Source organism: Dechloromonas hankyongensis, assembly GCF_022012295.1.
Taxonomy (GTDB): Bacteria; Pseudomonadota; Gammaproteobacteria; order Burkholderiales; family Rhodocyclaceae; genus Azonexus; species Azonexus hankyongensis.
Window position 1 is genome coordinate 616,888 of sequence record NZ_JAKLTN010000001.1, and the last position, 17,289, is coordinate 634,176.

General features: G+C 66.1%; 14 protein-coding genes and 2 riboswitches. Of the genes, 1 reads left to right on the forward strand and 13 read right to left on the reverse strand.

The genetic code is table 11. The features are described 5' to 3' along the window. Positions 1 to 16: 16 nt before the first annotated feature. From LZ012_RS02985 to LZ012_RS03025, 9 genes are all read right to left on the reverse strand, one after another. Positions 17 to 607, reverse strand: a complete 591-nt coding sequence (locus LZ012_RS02985; protein ID WP_275707401.1) for an SCO family protein — start codon at positions 605 to 607, stop codon at positions 17 to 19. Beyond that, positions 604 to 939 (reverse strand): hypothetical protein, encoded by a 336-nt coding sequence (locus LZ012_RS02990; RefSeq protein ID WP_275707403.1) that lies wholly within the window; start codon positions 937 to 939, stop codon positions 604 to 606. The genes LZ012_RS02985 and LZ012_RS02990 overlap by 4 nt, the downstream gene beginning before the upstream one ends. A gap of 57 nt (positions 940 to 996) precedes the next feature. Further along, entirely contained in the window at positions 997 to 1,788 is a 792-nt protein-coding gene (locus tag LZ012_RS02995; RefSeq protein WP_275707405.1) for a cobalamin-binding protein, read from the reverse strand. A gap of 6 nt (positions 1,789 to 1,794) precedes the next feature. Beyond that, entirely contained in the window at positions 1,795 to 2,685 is an 891-nt protein-coding gene (locus tag LZ012_RS03000) for a cobalamin-binding protein (protein ID WP_275707407.1), read from the reverse strand. Then, entirely contained in the window at positions 2,682 to 3,674 is a 993-nt protein-coding gene (gene cobD, locus LZ012_RS03005; protein WP_275707409.1) for a threonine-phosphate decarboxylase CobD, read from the reverse strand. Before cobD ends, LZ012_RS03000 begins: the two co-directional genes overlap by 4 nt. Then, positions 3,667 to 4,554 (reverse strand): adenosylcobinamide-phosphate synthase CbiB, encoded by an 888-nt coding sequence (gene cbiB, locus LZ012_RS03010; RefSeq protein WP_338033136.1) that lies wholly within the window; start codon positions 4,552 to 4,554, stop codon positions 3,667 to 3,669. Before cbiB ends, cobD begins: the two co-directional genes overlap by 8 nt. A gap of 20 nt (positions 4,555 to 4,574) precedes the next feature. Beyond that, positions 4,575 to 5,321 (reverse strand): 5,6-dimethylbenzimidazole synthase, encoded by a 747-nt coding sequence (bluB, locus tag LZ012_RS03015; RefSeq protein ID WP_275707411.1) that lies wholly within the window; start codon positions 5,319 to 5,321, stop codon positions 4,575 to 4,577. Between the two features lie 41 nt (positions 5,322 to 5,362). Then, positions 5,363 to 5,545, reverse strand: a riboswitch (cobalamin riboswitch). An 85-nt stretch (positions 5,546 to 5,630) separates the two neighbouring features. Continuing rightward, positions 5,631 to 6,620 (reverse strand): DUF6976 family protein, encoded by a 990-nt coding sequence (locus LZ012_RS03020; RefSeq protein ID WP_275707413.1) that lies wholly within the window; start codon positions 6,618 to 6,620, stop codon positions 5,631 to 5,633. Positions 6,621 to 6,630: 10 nt separating this feature from the next. Further along, the gene (locus tag LZ012_RS03025) at positions 6,631 to 7,314 is read right to left on the reverse strand and encodes a hypothetical protein (RefSeq protein ID WP_275707415.1); all 684 of its coding nucleotides are present in this window, start codon (positions 7,312 to 7,314) and stop codon (positions 6,631 to 6,633) included. A 235-nt stretch (positions 7,315 to 7,549) separates the two neighbouring features. Between LZ012_RS03025 and LZ012_RS03030 the strand changes: the two genes are divergently transcribed. Then, positions 7,550 to 9,022, forward strand: a complete 1,473-nt coding sequence (locus LZ012_RS03030; RefSeq protein WP_275707417.1) for a cobyric acid synthase — start codon at positions 7,550 to 7,552, stop codon at positions 9,020 to 9,022. 13 nt (positions 9,023 to 9,035) lie between these two features. Here the strand turns inward: LZ012_RS03030 and LZ012_RS03035 are convergent, their stop codons facing one another. The 4 genes from LZ012_RS03035 to cobU form a co-directional block, all read right to left on the reverse strand. After that, the gene (locus LZ012_RS03035; protein ID WP_275707419.1) at positions 9,036 to 14,036 is read right to left on the reverse strand and encodes a glycoside hydrolase family 25 protein; all 5,001 of its coding nucleotides are present in this window, start codon (positions 14,034 to 14,036) and stop codon (positions 9,036 to 9,038) included. Between the two features lie 267 nt (positions 14,037 to 14,303). Next, a complete protein-coding gene (locus tag LZ012_RS03040; protein ID WP_275707421.1) occupies positions 14,304 to 15,659 on the reverse strand; it encodes a tetratricopeptide repeat-containing response regulator in 1,356 nt (451 codons plus the stop codon). Beyond that, a complete protein-coding gene (locus LZ012_RS03045; protein WP_275707424.1) occupies positions 15,659 to 16,267 on the reverse strand; it encodes a sensor histidine kinase in 609 nt (202 codons plus the stop codon). The genes LZ012_RS03040 and LZ012_RS03045 overlap by 1 nt, the downstream gene beginning before the upstream one ends. Positions 16,268 to 16,329: 62 nt before the next feature. Beyond that, on the reverse strand, positions 16,330 to 16,902 hold the full coding sequence (gene cobU, locus LZ012_RS03050) for a bifunctional adenosylcobinamide kinase/adenosylcobinamide-phosphate guanylyltransferase (protein ID WP_275707426.1): 573 nt from the start codon (positions 16,900 to 16,902) through the stop codon (positions 16,330 to 16,332). Beyond that, positions 16,889 to 17,119, forward strand: a riboswitch (cobalamin riboswitch). (Overlaps the previous gene by 14 nt.) Positions 17,120 to 17,289: the final 170 nt, after the last annotated feature.

The window sequence follows — 17,289 nt, forward strand, 5'->3', positions numbered from 1 at the left end:
GATCGATTGCAGCCGATCAGCGACTATTTAACAGTGTGTCGATATGCGCCGCAATTTCCGCGGCTGGCGTGGCAAAGGCGAATTTCTTCAGGAACTCGCCGTGTGCTCCGAGCAGGATCATGCCGGCAGAGTGATCAACGGCGTAACGATCGGGCGGGTTGTCCGGTTCCCGGACCTTGGCATAGCGGATTTTGAAATTGTCGGCGGTTCGCCGCACCAGGGCCGGCGAACCGGTCAGGCCGAGAATGCGGGGGTCGAAGAATTCGGTGTAGGTCTTGAGGACCGCCGCCGTGTCGCGCTCCGGGTCGACCGTGATGAAAATGGCCTGGACCTGCGCCGCCCGGTCGCCCAGGGTTTTCAGGATTTCGGCCATCTCGACCAGGGTGGTCGGGCAGACGTCCGGGCAATAGGTGTAGCCGAAGGCGATCAGCTGGAAGCGGCCGCGAAAGTCCTCGTTGGTCAGCGCCCGGCCGTTCGGGTCCTGCAGCAGGTAGCGCGGGTTGATGGCGGCGTTCTTGCCGCGCAGCAATTCCTGGGTGGGCGTGGATTGGGCGATGGCCGGCCCCCCCAGGAGCAGGGCGAGGAGGACGGCACCGAGGCGGATCATGGCTTGGGGAAAGCGGCCTGCAGGCGTTTTTCGGTCGCCGCCATGCGGTTGGCCAGGGTCGCGCCGTCGGGGCAGGTGGCCTGGCTCTTGCCCTGTTCGAGATAGGCGGCGTTGGTGGCGTTCTCGAAGACCTCGCCGATGTCGCGCGTCTTCGGGGCGGTGGTGACCACCGCATTGCGGGCGCGGCTGACCAGGGCGGGCTGCTTGCAGGCGAGGGCGATGCCGTTCAGCTGGCCGAGTTCGGCGACGGCGGCGCTACCCTCGTCGGCGGCGACGCCCGGGGTAGTCAGGGTGGCGAGGGCCAGGGCAAACAGCGGGACGATCATCTTCATGGTCAATTTCCTCAGGAGAGGCCGCCGATTATAGGCTTTGCCGCCGGCCCGGCTTTTTCACAGATCAAAAATGTCGAGCAATGCCGGCAGGCCTTCGCTGATCGCCACCGGGCCGGGGGTCAGGATGACGGCCGACTTGATTTCGTGCAGCCGGCCGTGGCGCACGGCGGGGACATTTGCCCAGCCCGGCCGGGCGGCGACGCGCTCGGGACGGAAATGCTTGCCGCACCACGAGCCGATGATAATGTCCGGGGCGGTGGCAATGACCTCCTCGGCGGTCGGTCGGCGATCCTTGGCCAACGGCGAGCGGGCGCGCTCGGCGAAGACGTCTTCGCCGCCGGCCATTTCGATCAGTTCCGAAGCCCAGCGGATGCTGCTGATCAGCGGCTCGTCCCATTCCTCGAAATAGACGCGCGGCTTCCTGCCGGTGCGGGCCAGGCGTTCGGCGGCGATGGCGCGGGTCCTGGCGATTTCGGCTTCCAGTCCGGCGACGATGGCCTGCGCTCTGGCTTCGGCGCCGACCAGGCGGCCGACGGTCTCGATCATGCCCAGTATGTCCTCGACGCTGCGCGTATTGAAGGCATAGACGGGCACGCCGGCCTTGATCAGGTCGCGCGAGATATCGCTTTGCAGGTCGGAAAAAGTGAGAACCAGATCCGGCTGCGTAGCAAGAATCTTCTCGATATCACCGCTGGTGAAGGCGAAGACCTTGGGTTTTTCCTTACGCGCCTCGGGCGGCCGGACGGTATAGCCGGAAATGCCGACGATGCGCTCCTGTTCGCCGAGGGCATAGAGGACTTCGACGGTTTCGGTGGTCAGGCAGACGATGCGCTGGGGCAGACGGGGCATGGCTTTTTACTTGGCGGGACGATGGCTTCTTGCGACATCGAGGTGGGCGCAAAGTTTCTCGGCGCCGTCGAGGATGCGCGGCGTGTGCCGCTGCATGATGTCGGGGTTGATGTGGAACAGGTTGTCGCGCTTGACGGCGGTCAGCTTGGTCCATTTATCCCAGTCGTGCAGCCATTCCGGTTTCGAATCGCCCATGCCGGTGGCGACGATGGCTTCGGGGTCGGCTTCGAGCACGGCTTCGACGCTGACCGTCGGCGCCATCTTGCCGAGGTGGCCGAAGACGTTGTCGCCTCCGCACAGCTTGATGGCGTCGCTAATGATCTGCGGACCGCCGACAGTCATCAGCGGCGTTTTCCAGATCTGGTAGAAGACGCGCACCTTGGGCTTGGCGGCATTGGCCTTGCGCAGGCTTTCCAGTTTCTGGCGGAAACGCTCGGCCGCCGGTTTGGCGACGGCTTCGGTGCCGGCCAGCTCGCCGAGGCGTTCGAGCTGGTCGGCGACGTTTTCCATCTTGTTCGGCTGTGACACGTAGACGGTCAGGCCGAGCCCCTTCAGCTTGTTGATCTGCGGCATGTTGTTGCCGCTTTCCCAGGCCAGCACGAGGTCGGGCCGGAGGGCGGCGACGGCTTCGAGATCGACGCGCGAATAGCCGCCGACGCGGGGCAGCTTTTTCGCCGCCGGCGGATAGTCGCTGTAATCGACCGTGCCGACCAGCTTGTCGCCGGCGCCGGCGGCATAGACGCTTTCGGCAATATGCGGGGCGAGGGCGACGATGCGCTGAGCCGGACCCTTGAGGCGGACTTCCTGGCCGGTGTCGTCCTTGACGACGAGGTCGGCGTGGGCGAAGCCGGCGACCGCGAGGGCAGCAGCGAGGGCCGTGAGCTGGCGAATCTTCATGCGGGTTTCCATTCGTTCAGGGCGCCGGTCAGGCGCAGCCAGCAGGCTTCGTCGCCGGGCAGGCCGAAGCGGAGCAGGGCTTGCTGGTCGAAGCGCCGGGTCAGGATGGCGCGGCGCGCCAGGTAGTCGTGCAGTTCGGCGGCGTGCGGCGAGGTCAGGGTGGCGAACAGGGCGGTCGATTTGACTTCGCCGAGCGGGGCGAGTAAGGCGTGCAGGCGTTGCCCGGCGGCCTGCAGGCGGGGCCGGGTTGCCGCTTGCCAAGTGGTATCGAGTAGCGCCTGACGGGCGACTTCGCGGGCCGGGCCGCTGATGGTCCACGGTCCCATCGCCTCGCTCATCCGGTTGAGCAGGTCGGGCGCCGCGAAGACGAAGCCGACCCGGGCGCCGGCCAGACCAAAGAATTTGCCGAGCGAGCGGAAGACGATCAGGTTCGGCGCCTCGTCAGTGCCGGCCAGCGGCGTCAGGCTCAGCTCCGGCGTGGCATCGACGAAAGCCTCGTCGACAATCAACCAGCCGCCGCGCTTCTTCAACTGCTGGGCGGCATCGACGACCACGTCGTGCGGGTGGCGGTCGGCGGTTGGATTGTTCGGATTGCACAGCAGCACGTAGGGCGTCGCCGCGGTCAGGGCACGCGGCAGGGTGGCGTTCTGCAGGAAGCGAAGCTTGTGGCCGGCATGTTGCCAGGCCTGCGGATGTTCGGCGTAGAGGGGGGCGATGCAGGCGACGACGGCCTTGGGCAGCAGCGCAGGCAGCCACTGAATGGCGGCCTGCGAGCCGGCCACCGGCAGCAGGTTGGCGTTGCCGTAATAGCCGGCGGCAGCGGCCTCCAGTCCGTCACCGTGTTCCGGCAGGCGCTGCCAGGCGGCGGCAGGCAAGGCCGGTACCGGCCAGGCTTCGGGGTTGATGCCGGTGGACAGGTCGAGCCAGTCGAGCAGCGGAATGTCGTAGTGCGCTGCGGCTTCGCGCAGCCGGCCGCCATGTTCAAGCATGCAGGAATCCAATCACGAAAAAAGCGGCCAGCCACAGCCACAGGCTGCGCCGGATCAGGCGGATGGCACGGCCGAGATCGGCGGCAGCCGGGGCAGGGCCGGTGCCGAGCGGGGGGCGTATCTCTTCCTCGCCATGGTAGATCGCGGCGCCGCCGAGCTGCACGCCCAGGCTGCCGGCACCGGAGGCCATGACCGGGCCGGCGTTCGGGCTTTCCCAGCCGGGCGCCTGGGTGCGCCAGCAGGTCAGCGCCTGGCGGGTGTGGCCGAGCAGGGCGTAGGTCAGGGCGGTGAGGCGGGCGGGCAGCCAGTTCAGCGCATCGTCGACGCGGGCGGCCGGGCGGCCGAACAGGTTGTAGCGTTCAGTGCGGTAACCCCACATGGCGTCCAGCGTATTGGCCAGCCGGAAGAGCAGGGCGCCGGGGCCGCCGAGCAGGGCGAACCAGAACAGGGTGCCGAAAATGGCGTCGTTGCCGTTTTCGAGCACCGATTCCATGCCGGCCTTGGCGACGCCGGATTCATCGAGGGCCGAGGTGTCGCGCGAAACGATCCACCCGACGCGTTGCCGGGCTTCGTCGAGGCGCCCTTCCTGCAAGGGTTGGGCGATGGCCTCGGCGTGCTCGTACAGGCTCTGCGCACCGAGGGCGAAGTAGAGCAGCACGACGTCGACGACGAAGGGCGCAAAAGAGCGCAGATAGAAAGCCAGGGCCACGAAGGGCAGCACGACCAGGGCCCAGGCGAACAGGCCGGCCGGCAGCCGGCGCTGGTTCAGGCGTTGTTCGACGGCGGCGGCCAGGCGGCCGAAGCCGACCAGCGGATGGAAACGGCGCGGCTCGCCGAGCAGGCGGTCGAGCAGCACGGCGGCCAGGGTGGCAGCCGGCATGGCGAGCGCGCCCTCCGGCATCATTTCGGGAAGATGCCCCGTTGCTGGATGTCGTCCTGCATGGTGGCGAGTGCGCCGGTCAGCGATTCCTTCTGCTCGGCGTCGGCCTGGCCCCACTGGTCGTAGTAGAGCAGGTCGGCGATGGGCAGGCGGGGCAACCAGCCGGCTTTCTCCAGTTCGGGTTTTTCGTGGAAATGGCTGACGTAGCCGATGCACAGATAGGCGATAGGCACGATGTCGGCCGGCATGCCGAGCGCTGCCTGCAGTTCGGGCTGGTTGAAGATGCTCACCCAGCCGACGCCCAGGCCTTCGGCGCGGGCCGCCAGCCACAGGTTCTGCACGGCGCAGACGCTGGAGTAGAGGTCCATCGTCTTGATGTGGGTACGGCCGACGACCACCGGACCGGTACGTTCGCGGTCGCAGGTGATGCACAGGTTGATCGGCGACTCGACGATGCCTTCGAGCTTGAGCTGGCTGTAGGTTTCCCGCTTGCCTTCCGGGAACATCAATGCGGCCTCGGCGTGGGCTTTGGCGAACACGTCGCGCACCCGCTGCTTGACCTCGGGCGAGCGGACGACCAGGAAGTTCCACGGCTGCATGAAGCCGACCGACGGCGCATGGTGGGCGGCCAGCATGACGCGGGCGAGCACTTCGTCGGGCACCGGGTCGGGGAGGAACTGGCCGCGCACGTCGCGGCGGTTGAAGATGGTGCGGTAGACGGCGGCGCGTTCGGCATCCGAAAAGGCGTGGTCGATCTGGTTTTCCATAAATTCCCCTTGTGGAAAAACGATGGCTGCCTGTCCAAACAGCCCTGTTTCGTCTTCCGGCCGGTCTTCTGACTCGGATTCAACCGTTGCTGCGCCTTCCCGGCCGGGGCCAGTGGCAATGTGCAGCGAACGTCCTCCTCACAGCGTTGGGCACGTGGCGGAATTGCACCGCCTTCCCGATTCTCCGCCACAGGCATAGCGGCACCGAAAGACATTGAGGGGGCGATGCTAAGCGACGGCGCTTGGCGAGGCAAGCGCCGTCGTGGCGGCAGGCCGCTCCGCGGTCCGTGCGAACCGCGGGAAAGCCGCTTAGGGGCTGACGCTCAGACAGGCCATGGTCTGGTTGAGCAGCTGATAGCCGATTTCGCCGAAGGTCATCGGCCCACCGATGTGGCCGGCCTGCTTGCCGTGCAGTTCGGCGTACAGGTAGTTGAGCACGCAGTTGCAGGCGAAATCCGGCTGCGTGGTGGGCGGTGGCAGGGCGTTCTGGAAGGCGCTGACGTAATCGGCGAGCGGTTCGGCGATGCGGTAGTCGAGGCCGGGGAAGACCGGCGCGTAGAACTCCACCGTGCCGCGTTCGCGGTCGATGCTGCGGATGCTGACATTGACCAGGGCGCCGCAGTAGTCGGCGACCAGCGGCAGGCGGGTATCGACCCGGTTGGCGACCAGGAACTCGGCCAGATTGCCCGGCTGGCCGTCGATTTCACAGGCGCCGGCGGCAAAGCCGGCGTCGGCGAAGCGGATGGCGGGCAGCTGGCCGGGACGGAAGGGATTGACGATATCGACCTGCGCATAACGCCCGGCCGGCAGTTCGACGTCGATCACCGCCACCTTGTCTTCGGCGAATTCGCCGTTTTCGCCGAGCACGACCAGCGGCTTGCGGCTGCCCAGTTCGTCGAGATGGACGCCGGCGATCCAGCCGGCCAGCGGTTTCATGTACATGTCCTCGTAGTTCGGGGCGTTCTCGGCAAAGCTGCGGTGGCACTCCCCGAAGGCCGGGATGATGATCAGGCTGTAGCCGTTTTCCGGCGCGTTGCGGCACAGGTCGGGCAATTGGTCGGCGCTGCGCAGCGACAGGCGGGGCGGGGTGGCGAAGCAGTCGATCAGGTGCACATAGACCTGGTCGCGGGCGGTGACGCCGCCGGCCGCCGACATGAAATAGGGGATGGTGCCGCCCAGCCAGTGTCCGGGCGGCAGTTGGCGGAGCGCCGTTTCGTCGCCGGCCACGGTCATGAAATGGCCGGCAGTGATCAGCTCGGCGGCTTCGGCGATGGAAAACAGGCCGTTTTGTCGGGTCATGGGGTCTCCGTCAGATTTCGTTGAGTTGCGCCAGTTCGTGCTCGAGCAGGTGAGCATGGCGAACGAAGTAGCGCTGCAGTTCGTGGGCCTTCATCAGCCGGACCTCGCTGTCGGAGATGCGCTGGACCTGGTCGCGCAGCTTGGTGAGCAGCAGCTTGAGGCTGAGAACGCGGATGTCGAGATGGTTGGAGCCGTCGAGCAGCGCCTGCCAGACCGGGTGGTCGGCGGCCGGGACGGTGCTGGTGCCGGCGCCCGGTGTCGGCATGGGGGTCAGGTAGGCATGGCCCTGGTCGAGGTCGTGCTTGAATTTCCACAGGTCGGCGGCGGAAATGTCGAGCAGCGGACAGATGGCCTGCATGTTCAGTCCGGCCTTGAAGTAGGCGCCGACCTGCTTGGCCAGCGCCCGCGTGAACGGCTGGTTGGTGTCGCCGAGCCAGGGCAGTTCCTGATGGCGTCCGGTTTCGACGGGATTGGCATGGACGTAGCAACTGAAGCCGCCGACGTTGAGGTGGCGCCAGGCCGGGTGCTTGGGGTCCGGCGCGCTCGGCCGCTGGCTGAAGAACCAGCCCGAGCGCGGCTGCGGGAGCGAAACCCAGAGGTCGACGCGACGCGAGCCGGCATCTTCGACGACGTGGCTGATCTGCCACGGCGCCTTGATGTCGAGTGCTTTATGCAACCAGTCATCTGCCATCATGTTGTCTCCGTATCTTATTGATATTGAATCGGGACCCGTAGCAAATAACGTGCAATGCATAAAAGCCGGATTTGGCGCCTAAGTGTTGAGCAAAACTGTGGGGAAATCGAACAGCTGTTTCAATTCATTACAGATAATGCTCGGGAAAGGGGGGCTGTTTCGGTTGGACGCTACACAGCATTCGGAAATGGCCGTTATCCGGGATAATTCGCGTTTTTCCTTCTGCCGCCCAACCATGTCCTGTCACGCCCTGATGGTCCAGGGGACCACCTCCGACGCCGGAAAATCGACCCTGGTCGCCGCACTGTGTCGCATCCTGAAGCGCCGCGGCGTGCGCGTGGCGCCGTTCAAGCCGCAGAACATGGCCCTCAATTCGGCGGTCACCGTCGATGGCGGCGAGATCGGCCGGGCGCAGGCCTTGCAGGCACTGGCCTGCGGCGTCGAGCCGCATACCGATTTCAATCCGGTGCTGCTCAAGCCGACGACCGACAAGAAGGCGCAGGTGGTCATCCATGGCAAGGTGGCGGTCGATCTCGATGCCAAGGCGTATCACGAGTACAAGCCGCGGGCGATGGGGGCGGTGCTCGACTCGTGGGCGCGGCTGACCGCGGCCTACGACTGCGTGCTGGTCGAGGGCGCCGGGTCGCCGGCCGAGATCAACCTGCGCGCCCGCGATATCGCCAACATGGGCTTCGCCGAAGCGGTCGACTGCCCGGTCATCATCGTCGCCGACATCGACCGGGGGGGCGTCTTCGCCCATCTGGTCGGCACGCTGGACCTGCTGTCGCCCTCCGAACAGAAGCGGGTGGTCGGCTTCGTCATCAACCGTTTCCGCGGCGACATCGGCCTGCTCGAATCCGGCCTGACCTGGCTGGAAGAACGTACCGGCAAGCCGGTCCTCGGCGTCCTGCCCTACCTGCACGGCCTGATGCTCGACGCCGAGGATGCCATCGCCACGGCGGCCATCGGCGACAAGCGCGAGGCGAAGCTGAAGGTCGTCGCCCCCGCCTATCCGCGCACCTCCAATCACAATGATCTCGACCCGCTGCGCCTGCATCCGGAAGTCGATTTCCGCTGGATCGGGCCGGGCGAGACGCCGCCGGCCGCTGACCTGATCGTGCTGCCCGGTTCCAAGGCGGTGCGTGCCGACATCGACTGGCTGCGCAGCCAGGGCTGGGAGCAGGCGATCCGCAAACACCTGCGCTATGGCGGCAAGGTGATCGGCCTGTGCGGCGGCTACCAGATGCTGGGCAACATGATCCACGATCCGCTCGGCCTTGAGGGCCAGCCGGGCAGCACGCCCGGCCTGGCGGCGCTCGCTGTCGAGACCACCCTCGAAACCGAGAAGCAGCTGCGCAATGTCAGCGGTCACTTGGCATTGCCCGGGCGGCCGGCCATGACCGGTTACGAAATCCACCTCGGCGTGACGCGCGGCGACGGTCTCGCCGCGGCGGCGGTCGAACTGGCCGACGGCCGGGCGGATGGCGCCATTTCAGCCGACGGCCAGGTGTTCGGCACCTATTGCCACGGCCTGTTCGACCATCCGGACGCGCTCACCGCCCTGCTGGCCTGGGCCGGGATGACGGAAAGCGCACAGGTCGACTTCGCCGCCCGGCGCGAGGCCGATCTCGACCGCCTCGCCGATTCGGTCGAGGCGGCCCTCGATTGGGCCAAGCTGCGCGCCGCCTGGCCCGACTGCCCCGTCTGAGCGAGGACCGGGCCTAGGCGGTTCCGCCGTCTATCGTCTTGCTGTCCGGGCCGATGACGGTGAAACGGGCGAATCGCGCCAGCGCCAGATCGTCGCCGTTGAACAGGTTCAGATCCGTCGTGCCCTTCACCCCGGGAACCAGGTCATCGTTGCTCGGTACGTCGATGGCGTATTGCCAGAAGTCCCAGTCGCCCCACGGCGCCGGGAAATTGGGCGCGGTCGGGCGGCTCTTGTCGAGATTGACGGAACAGACCCACAGCGGATAGTCGATGAAACGGGCGTCGTCGTTCGTGGCGTCAGCCCAGAACTTTTTGCTGGTGTAGATAATCGGCCTGACCTTGTAGTGCTGCTCGATCAGGTTCAGCCAGACCTCGACGGCGGTCAGGTACGAAGCCATCGTATGCGGCCCGATGATCTTGGTATGGTCGGCGATGTAAGTCGGATCGTAGGGGTCGATTTCCAGGTCGAGCACCGGCGGCAGGTCGCCGGGACGCAACGGGCCGACCAGGTTCATGAATTCCTCGGCCTGCTCGCCGGCATCTTCCGACGGGCGGAAGAACTGGTAGGCGCCGCGAATCAAGCCGGTGTCGCGCATGCTGCGCCAGTTGTCCATGAACCAGGCCCGGAACTGATTGCCCTTGGCCACCTTGTTCGCCCCAAAGGCGGCGCGGATGAAGGCGAAGCGGATGCCGGACTCGGCCACCGTTTCCCAGCCGATGTCGCCGACCGATGCGTCGATCCCGTCGACCAGGTTATTGGCCGGGCTGCCGTAGATGATGGACGGCGCCTTCTGGCCGCCCTTGGCCTGCACCAGTTCGATGGAGGCGCCATCCGGTGTCTGCGCCTTGAGCAGCGAGGCGTTTTCCGGCGAGGCCTTCTTGATGGCGTTGCTGATGGCGGTATCGCTCTCGCTGGCCGGGCTTTCACCGGCCAGGTTCTTGAGCACGGCATTGCTGTGGGCGCGGCCGTCGGTGGAAGTGATGGCGTCGCTCTTGATGGCATCGGAAATGACATCGAGGCGTTTCTTCACGTTGGCCGGGGCTTTGGCATCCTCCGCCTTGGTCCCGACGATCTGCTCCAGCGCCGTCGTCCGCAACTGCTTGGCCTTGTCAGCGTCAATCTTGCCGCCGGCTTCCGCCTTGTCGATGGCGCTCATGCTCTTGTCCAGCGAATTGAGCATGGCCGCCTGCTGGGCCAGTGTCGAAGCCTCCTTGCCGAACTTGTAGGCGGAGTCGAGGGCCTGCTGGTAGGCCGCCGCCGCGTTCTTCTGCGTGCCTTCAAGGCCGGTGATGTCGGTGAACACGCTCTTGCCCAGCGCATCGAGCACCACCTTGACGCCGCCGGCATCGGGGGCGGTCGGGGTGGTCTGGATGGCGACCAGCGGCGCCGGCATGTCCTTGGCCTGCAGCGAGCCGGTGTCCGAGCGCCGGCTGTCGGTGGACAGGGCGTTGATAGCGGGCGGTTCGTCGATGGGCGATTGTTCCCAGCGCCAGAAGCGCGATTCGTCGATTTCCTCGCAGGAGTTGCAGTTGCCCATCACGGCCTCGGCAAAGACGCCCTTGGTCGGCAGGCTGATGCGGGTGGCGGGGAGCGGAATGGGCGGCTGGTAGAAGCCGAGCAGGTCGATCCAGTTGCCATCCTTGTTCGGCCGGAAGCGCGGATCAAGACGGACACCGGAAGCGACCGGCAGGATCAGCGAATTGCCGACAATGCCGATCAGGCGGTTCTCGACCACCGAGGCGACGCTGCGGTTGTCGCTGTTCGGGGCGTAGTAGCCGTCGAGCAGCATGTAGCGCCGGTTGGGGTCCATCGTCCACCAGATGGCATGGTGGTAGTACTCGAAATTGTCGTTCAGGTGGGCGACCAGTTCGGCGGTCAGCCGGCGGTCCTCGTTGCGCGGATTGAGCTGCTCCCACTGGTCGAGCGGCGCATACAGCGTGACGCCGCGCTGCTGGCCGACATTGACTGCTTCGATGCGCAGGTCGAAGACGTTGGTGAACACCGCGGTGGCGACCGGCGATTCGAGATCGTCGTTGACCCGCGGATCATCGACCAGCCGGTGTTCGAAGCGCGGGGTGCGGTAGCTCAGGCGCGCCGAATTGACGATGGCCCGGAAGGAGGGGGGCAGGGGAACGGTGGATTTGAGGACGATCTGTTCGATGTCGGAACGCTTGAAGCGGCCGTCCAGATTGGCGCGCAGCGCGACGGCCAGCGGAATGCCCGGCTGGTAGGAGGAGACCAGCGTGAAGTCGGCGCCGTCGATGCGCACCGGAGATTGCCCGCGGACCTTGATCTCCAGGCTGAGCAGATTGACGAAGGATTCGACCACACCGGGCACCACTTCCTGATTGAAGCGGTCGTAGCGGCGCTGCGGGTCGAGTTCGGCGTAATAGTCCTCGGCCAGGGCACGGGCGCCCTTGCTGGCCGCGCTCGTAGCGTTGATCGCCGCATTGGTGGCCAGGCCGGTGACCAGCGACGCGCCGCCAGTGGCGACGGCGAGCAGGATGCCGAGCACGCCGGTGGTCGGGTTGGTCGCTTCATTGACCGCCTTGGCGGTCTGTTCCAGCGTGTCTTCCGGGCGCGGCCGCGGGCGTTCCGGGAAGGGCGGCGGCGGCACGATGACGGTGAGCAGGAATTCGCCGGAAATCGAATCGATGCGCTCGTCGGCGTATTGCTGGTTCGGGTAATCGACGTCCGACCAGTTGGTCTGCACGCGGCGGGCGGCATCGAAGGCCGGATTCAAGGTCGTGCGCTTCAGGTAGGTCGCCAATTCGTTGCGCCAGCGCAGCGTCTTGGCCAGGTCGAAGGTGGTCATCGGCAGCGGCACGAACAGGCATTCCTGCACATTGACCAGTTCCTGCGTCAGCTTGAGGTGGCGCAGGACTTCGAAATACTGCACGGTCATCGCGTGGCAATGGTTGTGGTTGGCGATGACCTCGGTGGTGGCGCGCACCGCCTCGCCCTGGCGGACGGCCCGCACCACGGTCGCCCGCTGGCTGCGCACCGCCGAGGCGGACTGCATGGTGCGGTCGCGCAGGCGCTGCAGCGAATCGGCGCTGGCATTGCGGGCCGAGTCCTGCCATGCGCTGCTGTTGGCTTCGCCGTAGCCGCCGGAAATACCGAGCAGCGCGCCGAAATTGAAGCCCTGATAGGAGCCGTTGCCGGCCGCACCGGTGCCGACGCCCACCCCGGCCGTGGTGCTGCGCGAGCCGCCGCGCGACGATTCGGTGATGGCGCCCTTGACCACCTCGCTAAGATCCCGGTCGCGGCCGAGCGAGGTCGACAGGTCCTCGCTAACGCGGGTGTTTTCGTCCTGCGAGGCTTCCTCGCGCCGTTCCCAGTCGATGATCGAGATCAGGCGCTTCTGGCCCGGCGCCAGCGGCACGCTGTAGAGCAGGTCGCCGAGCGAATAGCCGTCGGAGTACCAGACCTGCTTGAAGTGCAGCAGGTGGCCATGGGCGATTTCGGCGGCCTGGTAGAAATGCGGGGTTTCGTCCCAATCGACGGGGTTGCTGGCCGACAGCCGGGCGCGGCCGCCGGTTTTCTGGGCGTCGCGGGCGGCCTGCAGGGCTTGCTCGCGGGCCAGTTCCTCGCGGCGGGCGGCCAGTGCGGCGGCGGCTGCCGCAGCGGCATTGCGGGCCGCGGTGACGCGGGCGTTGGCCGCCGCGATGGCGGCTGCATTGTCGTCGCCGGAACGGCTGGCCAGGGTGAGCAGGGAGCGGGCGAGATTCCAGCAGTCGGTGTACAGGGTTTGGGCATTCGTCCTGTTCTGCCAGACATTGGTGATCGCCTTGGTGCCTGAAACCGGCCCGGACAGCATGTCGACAATGGCTTGCGCCACCGGGCTGGTATTGCCCAGCTTGATGATTTCGGCGGCCAGATTGGCCTTGACGTTGGCTTCCGGCTTGCCGATGTTTTCCTCGATCAGGTTTTCGATATAACCGCGCTGGGTCTCCAGCGTCATGATCACATCCCGCCGCAGTTGCCACTCGGTGCCGCCCTGGCCGGCGTTAGAAGCGATACGCGCGGCGTCGGCCATAGCGGCGGCCACGGCGGCTGCTGTAGCGGCCACATCCGCTTCCAGCGACGCCAGCAGGGCGCTTGAGCCGGCGGCCGGCCGGGCGAAACCGTCGTCCTGGCTGAAGCCGACGATGCCCGGTTCGGTGGTGCGGACCACGGTGTAGAAGCTGAATTCCTCGATGGCCCGGTTGGGCACGTTGAAATTGACGCAGCCGCCGGTGCCCAGGTCGGTCGAGTAGGTGCCCGGCGAATTCTCGATGTCGCCTTGCGTCGGGGTGCGCGGCGTTTCCTGGCCGCCGCATCCGCAGTCGCCGCCTTCCCGGGTGGCCTCGGCCGGCAGGTCGATGAGCAGGATCATGTCGGCGGGAATGTGGCCGTTCTCCAGCACCAGCGGGATGTGTTGGCCCAGGCCATCGACCAGGGCGTAGGCCGAGGCGAAGGTGCGGATGGGGACCATGCCGCCGAAGGTGCCCGTCGCATCGGCGCGGGTGACGAGTTGCGGGATTTCGCTCTGCCTGGCGTCGTCGACTACGCCGACGAGGATGACCTGGATGGCGCTCACCATCCCCTTTCCGGCGCGATCCACGACCCGGCCGCGCACGCGCCGCTCGGTCGGCTCGATGGGGCTTGTATTCTCCGGGCCGACGGCGGCCAGCCGTCCGCTCTTGACGCGAATGGCGATCTCCTTGGCCAGCGCTTCGATGGGAAAATCGGCCTGCCCGATCAGCGCGCCGGACGGGCTGAAGACCGAGAAGTTCAGGCTGCTCTCGGCGAAGTTCACCTTGAGGGGGAGCGGGATCACGAAATGGCCCTTGGCATCGGTGCGCGCCGAAAGCTGGCCGGGGCGAGCGGGGGCGACGGGTTGCTCGTCCAGCTTCTCCAGGCTGGGCTTCATGAGACGATCCTTGACGCGGTAAGGCGCTTCGACCCGGCAGTCGCCGAGCGGGGCTGCCTTGTCGTCGCAGATGAGATGGCCCTTGATGACTGCGCTCATGTCATGTCTCCTCGTTGGGTATCCCGGTGACCGTGTGCGGTCAACTCATTGGATCATCCTAGTATGTTGTAGGAATTTGACAACGACATTTTGTAGGAGGTGGCGGCGGCGCCCGGTTGCCCGATCGGATGTGCCGGCCGTGCTGGAAACCCTGAGAAACCAGAGAGGACGGGGATCGTCGCCCGCGCCGTTCGCGGCGCGAGCGATCCCGGCCTGGGCTGCTATCGACCCGCCGGAGCGGCGTGCTCCGCTGTATGCGGGGGCGGTCTAGGCGTCCGCCCGGGGTGTTTCGTCGTGATGGATACGCTTGAGCGCAACCTGTTTCTGGATATTGCGGAAATCCTGCTCCCGGCCGTGCAGGGCGTAGTGCTTGCGCATCGCGCCGAAGCTTTTTTTGGCTTCCTCACCGACGAGCAAGGCCTTGGCCTGGGTGTCGGCAAGTTCGTGGTCGCCGAGGGACAGGGCACTGCGCAGGATGTCGAGGCGGCTGTTGGCGCCCAGGTGGGCCGACATCAGGGCCGGCCGCAAGCCGACAAAGCGCGGCTTGCCGCGCCCCGGCGAACTGACCGCCAGCAGGGCGGCGTAGCTGGCTTGCTCGTCCAGAGCCAGATTCTGCACGTCCGATTCCTTGAGGCCGATCAGCGTTTTCTCGGCCGAGATCAGGTCCCTGGCGTCGATCTGGCTGCGCGCCAGGGCCAGGCGGTCCTCGGGGGTCACCGCGCCGGGCATGGTGTCGTTGGCGACGATGTCGCTCATCACCGCCCGGGCTGTTTCGGTGTCGCCATTCAACGTTGCCGCTTCGGCCAGTTGCCGCTTGCGCAGGTAATTGCGCGGCGTCTTCTTGGCGACTTCGTCGAGTATCTGTTGCGCTTCGCCATGCTCGCCCTGCGCCATGCAGATATTGGCCTTGAGGTCGGAGGCTTCGAAGAAGGTAGGAGTGCTGGCAACGACGCGGTCGATTTCCTCGCGCGCCTCATCGAGGCGGTTCTGGCGATGCAGGGAGCGGGCAACGCCGGCCCGGGCCCAGGGGAATTCGTAGTTTTCGAGGATGTCGCGATAGGCCGCCTCGGCCCCTTCGGCGTCGCCGCTGATCAGCATCACCTCGGCCTGCTGGCGACAAATCTCGAAACGGTAGGGGCGGCCGGCTTCGCTGGCGCGGTGCTGTTCGAGGATGGCCAGGGCGTTGGCGAACTCCTGCCTGCGCTTCTCCTGGTAATACTCCCGGAAGAACTCCTTCTTGGCCATGATGCGGTCCAGCCGCAGGAGCAGCTTGTCCGGCGAGAAGGGCTTGATGATGTAGTCGTCGGGGACCAGTTCGACGGCCGACACGACCTGTTCGTAGGATTGTTCGCCGGTGACCATCATGAAGATCATTTCGTCGGCCAACAGGTTGAAACGGCGCAGTTCCTCGAGCAGTTGCTGGCCGGACCGGCCATCGCCGAGGACGTAGTCGCACAGGATGATGTCCGGCGTGTTGTTGCGGATGCGGTAGATGGCGTCCTGGTAATTGGAGGCGAATTCGACGGCGAAGGCGCCTATGGTCTGGGCGACGGTGCGCAGTGCTTCGCGTGCCATCGGCTGGTCGTCGATGACCAGGAAGCGCTTTTTGGAGTAGTCGCTCATTACGGCAGCCGCAATTCGAAACGAGCGCCACCGAGGCCGGCGCCGTTGTTCAGGGTGAGCTGGCCTTGCCGTCCCCGGCGAGAATGCAGTGCGGCCAGGCGCTGGGCGACCATCAGTCCGGTGCCGAAGCTGGGGGGCAGGGTGGCGAAACCTTCTCCGTCGTCTTCGACGCTGATCAGCAGCCAGCCCTCGTCGAGGCGGGCATCGAGATGCACCTTGCCCCGGGCATGGCGGCCGGCGTTCTGGATGGCGTTGTTGAGCATGTCGGTGACCAGGTCGCGGTCGAGCAGCCATTCGTCGACAACGGTGCAGGTGGCGGTCAGGGCGATACCGGTCCGGGCCAGGTGTTTTTTTTGATCGAGTAGCGCCTCGTCGCACAGGTCGCCGACGATGACCGGGGTGACCGCCGGCGTGGCACTGTCGCGCAGCACGCTGTAGGCAGCCAGGGTGCGCGACAGGCGGTGGCCTGCCGTTTCGATGGCATAGCGGGCTTCGCCCAGCTCGATGCCGTGCTTGGCCTCGGCGGCGGCGATCAGCGACTCGGCGACGAACAGTTGGTTCTTGGCGTCGTGGACGCCGGAAGCCAGAACATCCAGCAAGGTGTGCATTTAGGTGTCCCTCCAATGACATCTGATGTGTCTTGGCGGGAAGGATACCGCTGTTTGAGGCTTCAGGCGGAAGTGGGGGGCGCTTTCAGGATGAGCGGTAGTCCGGCGGCGACCAGCGTCACCCGCTCGCAAACGGCGGCGACGCGCTGGTTCAGACGGCCCTGCTCATCGGTGAACAGGCGCGATACCGGGTGCATGGGCACGATGCCCCAGCCCACTTCGTTGGAAACCAGGATGATGCGGCCCGGCAATTGCGGCAGGGCTTCGATCAGGGCCGCGGTCTGTTCGCGGAACAGCGGGCAGTCGATGGAAGCCCCGGCGTCGGCCTGGGTGGCGGCCTGGCCGGCGAAGAGCAGGTTGGACAGCCACAGGGTCAGGCAATCGACCAGCAGGCAGGTGTCCGGCGCCGCCAGTTCGCGCAGGCGCTGCGGCAGGTGCAGGGTTTCCTCGACGCAGCCCCATGCGGCCGGCCGCCGTTCGCGATGATGGGCGACACGGCGGGCCATCTCGCTGTCCAGCGCCTGGGCGGTGGCGACGTAGATGACCTTGAGGCCAGATTCTTGGGCGTGTTGTTCGGCAAGCTGGCTTTTGCCCGAACGGGCGCCGCCGAGGATCAGTTCTTTCATGGCCGGCATTTTGGGTGAAGGCCGCCATGGCGGCAACCGGTATAATCGCCGCTTCGACAATACGGAACCCGGTGCGAGTTGAACTCAATTCCGGGGCGGGCCCGCCGCTGTAATCGGGGACGGCCGCTGCAAGATGTCACTGCCATGGGGAAACAGACCCGGCGGGAAGGCGCAGCGGTATGGACGATCCGAAAGCCAGAAGACGTGTCGAAACAGAAAGCGCCAACAAAATGATCCTGGCGTCGTTGTGCCGCCTTGCCGTACGCCTTGTACTGTCTTCGGCGGCACGCCTGGCCAGGACCGCTTCGCTCCATGTTGTTGGCGTTTCTTGAAAATTGAAGCCTGTGGACAGGGCTTCGCGGCAGCGTTCGGAAAAACGTCGCCGCGAAGCCCTTT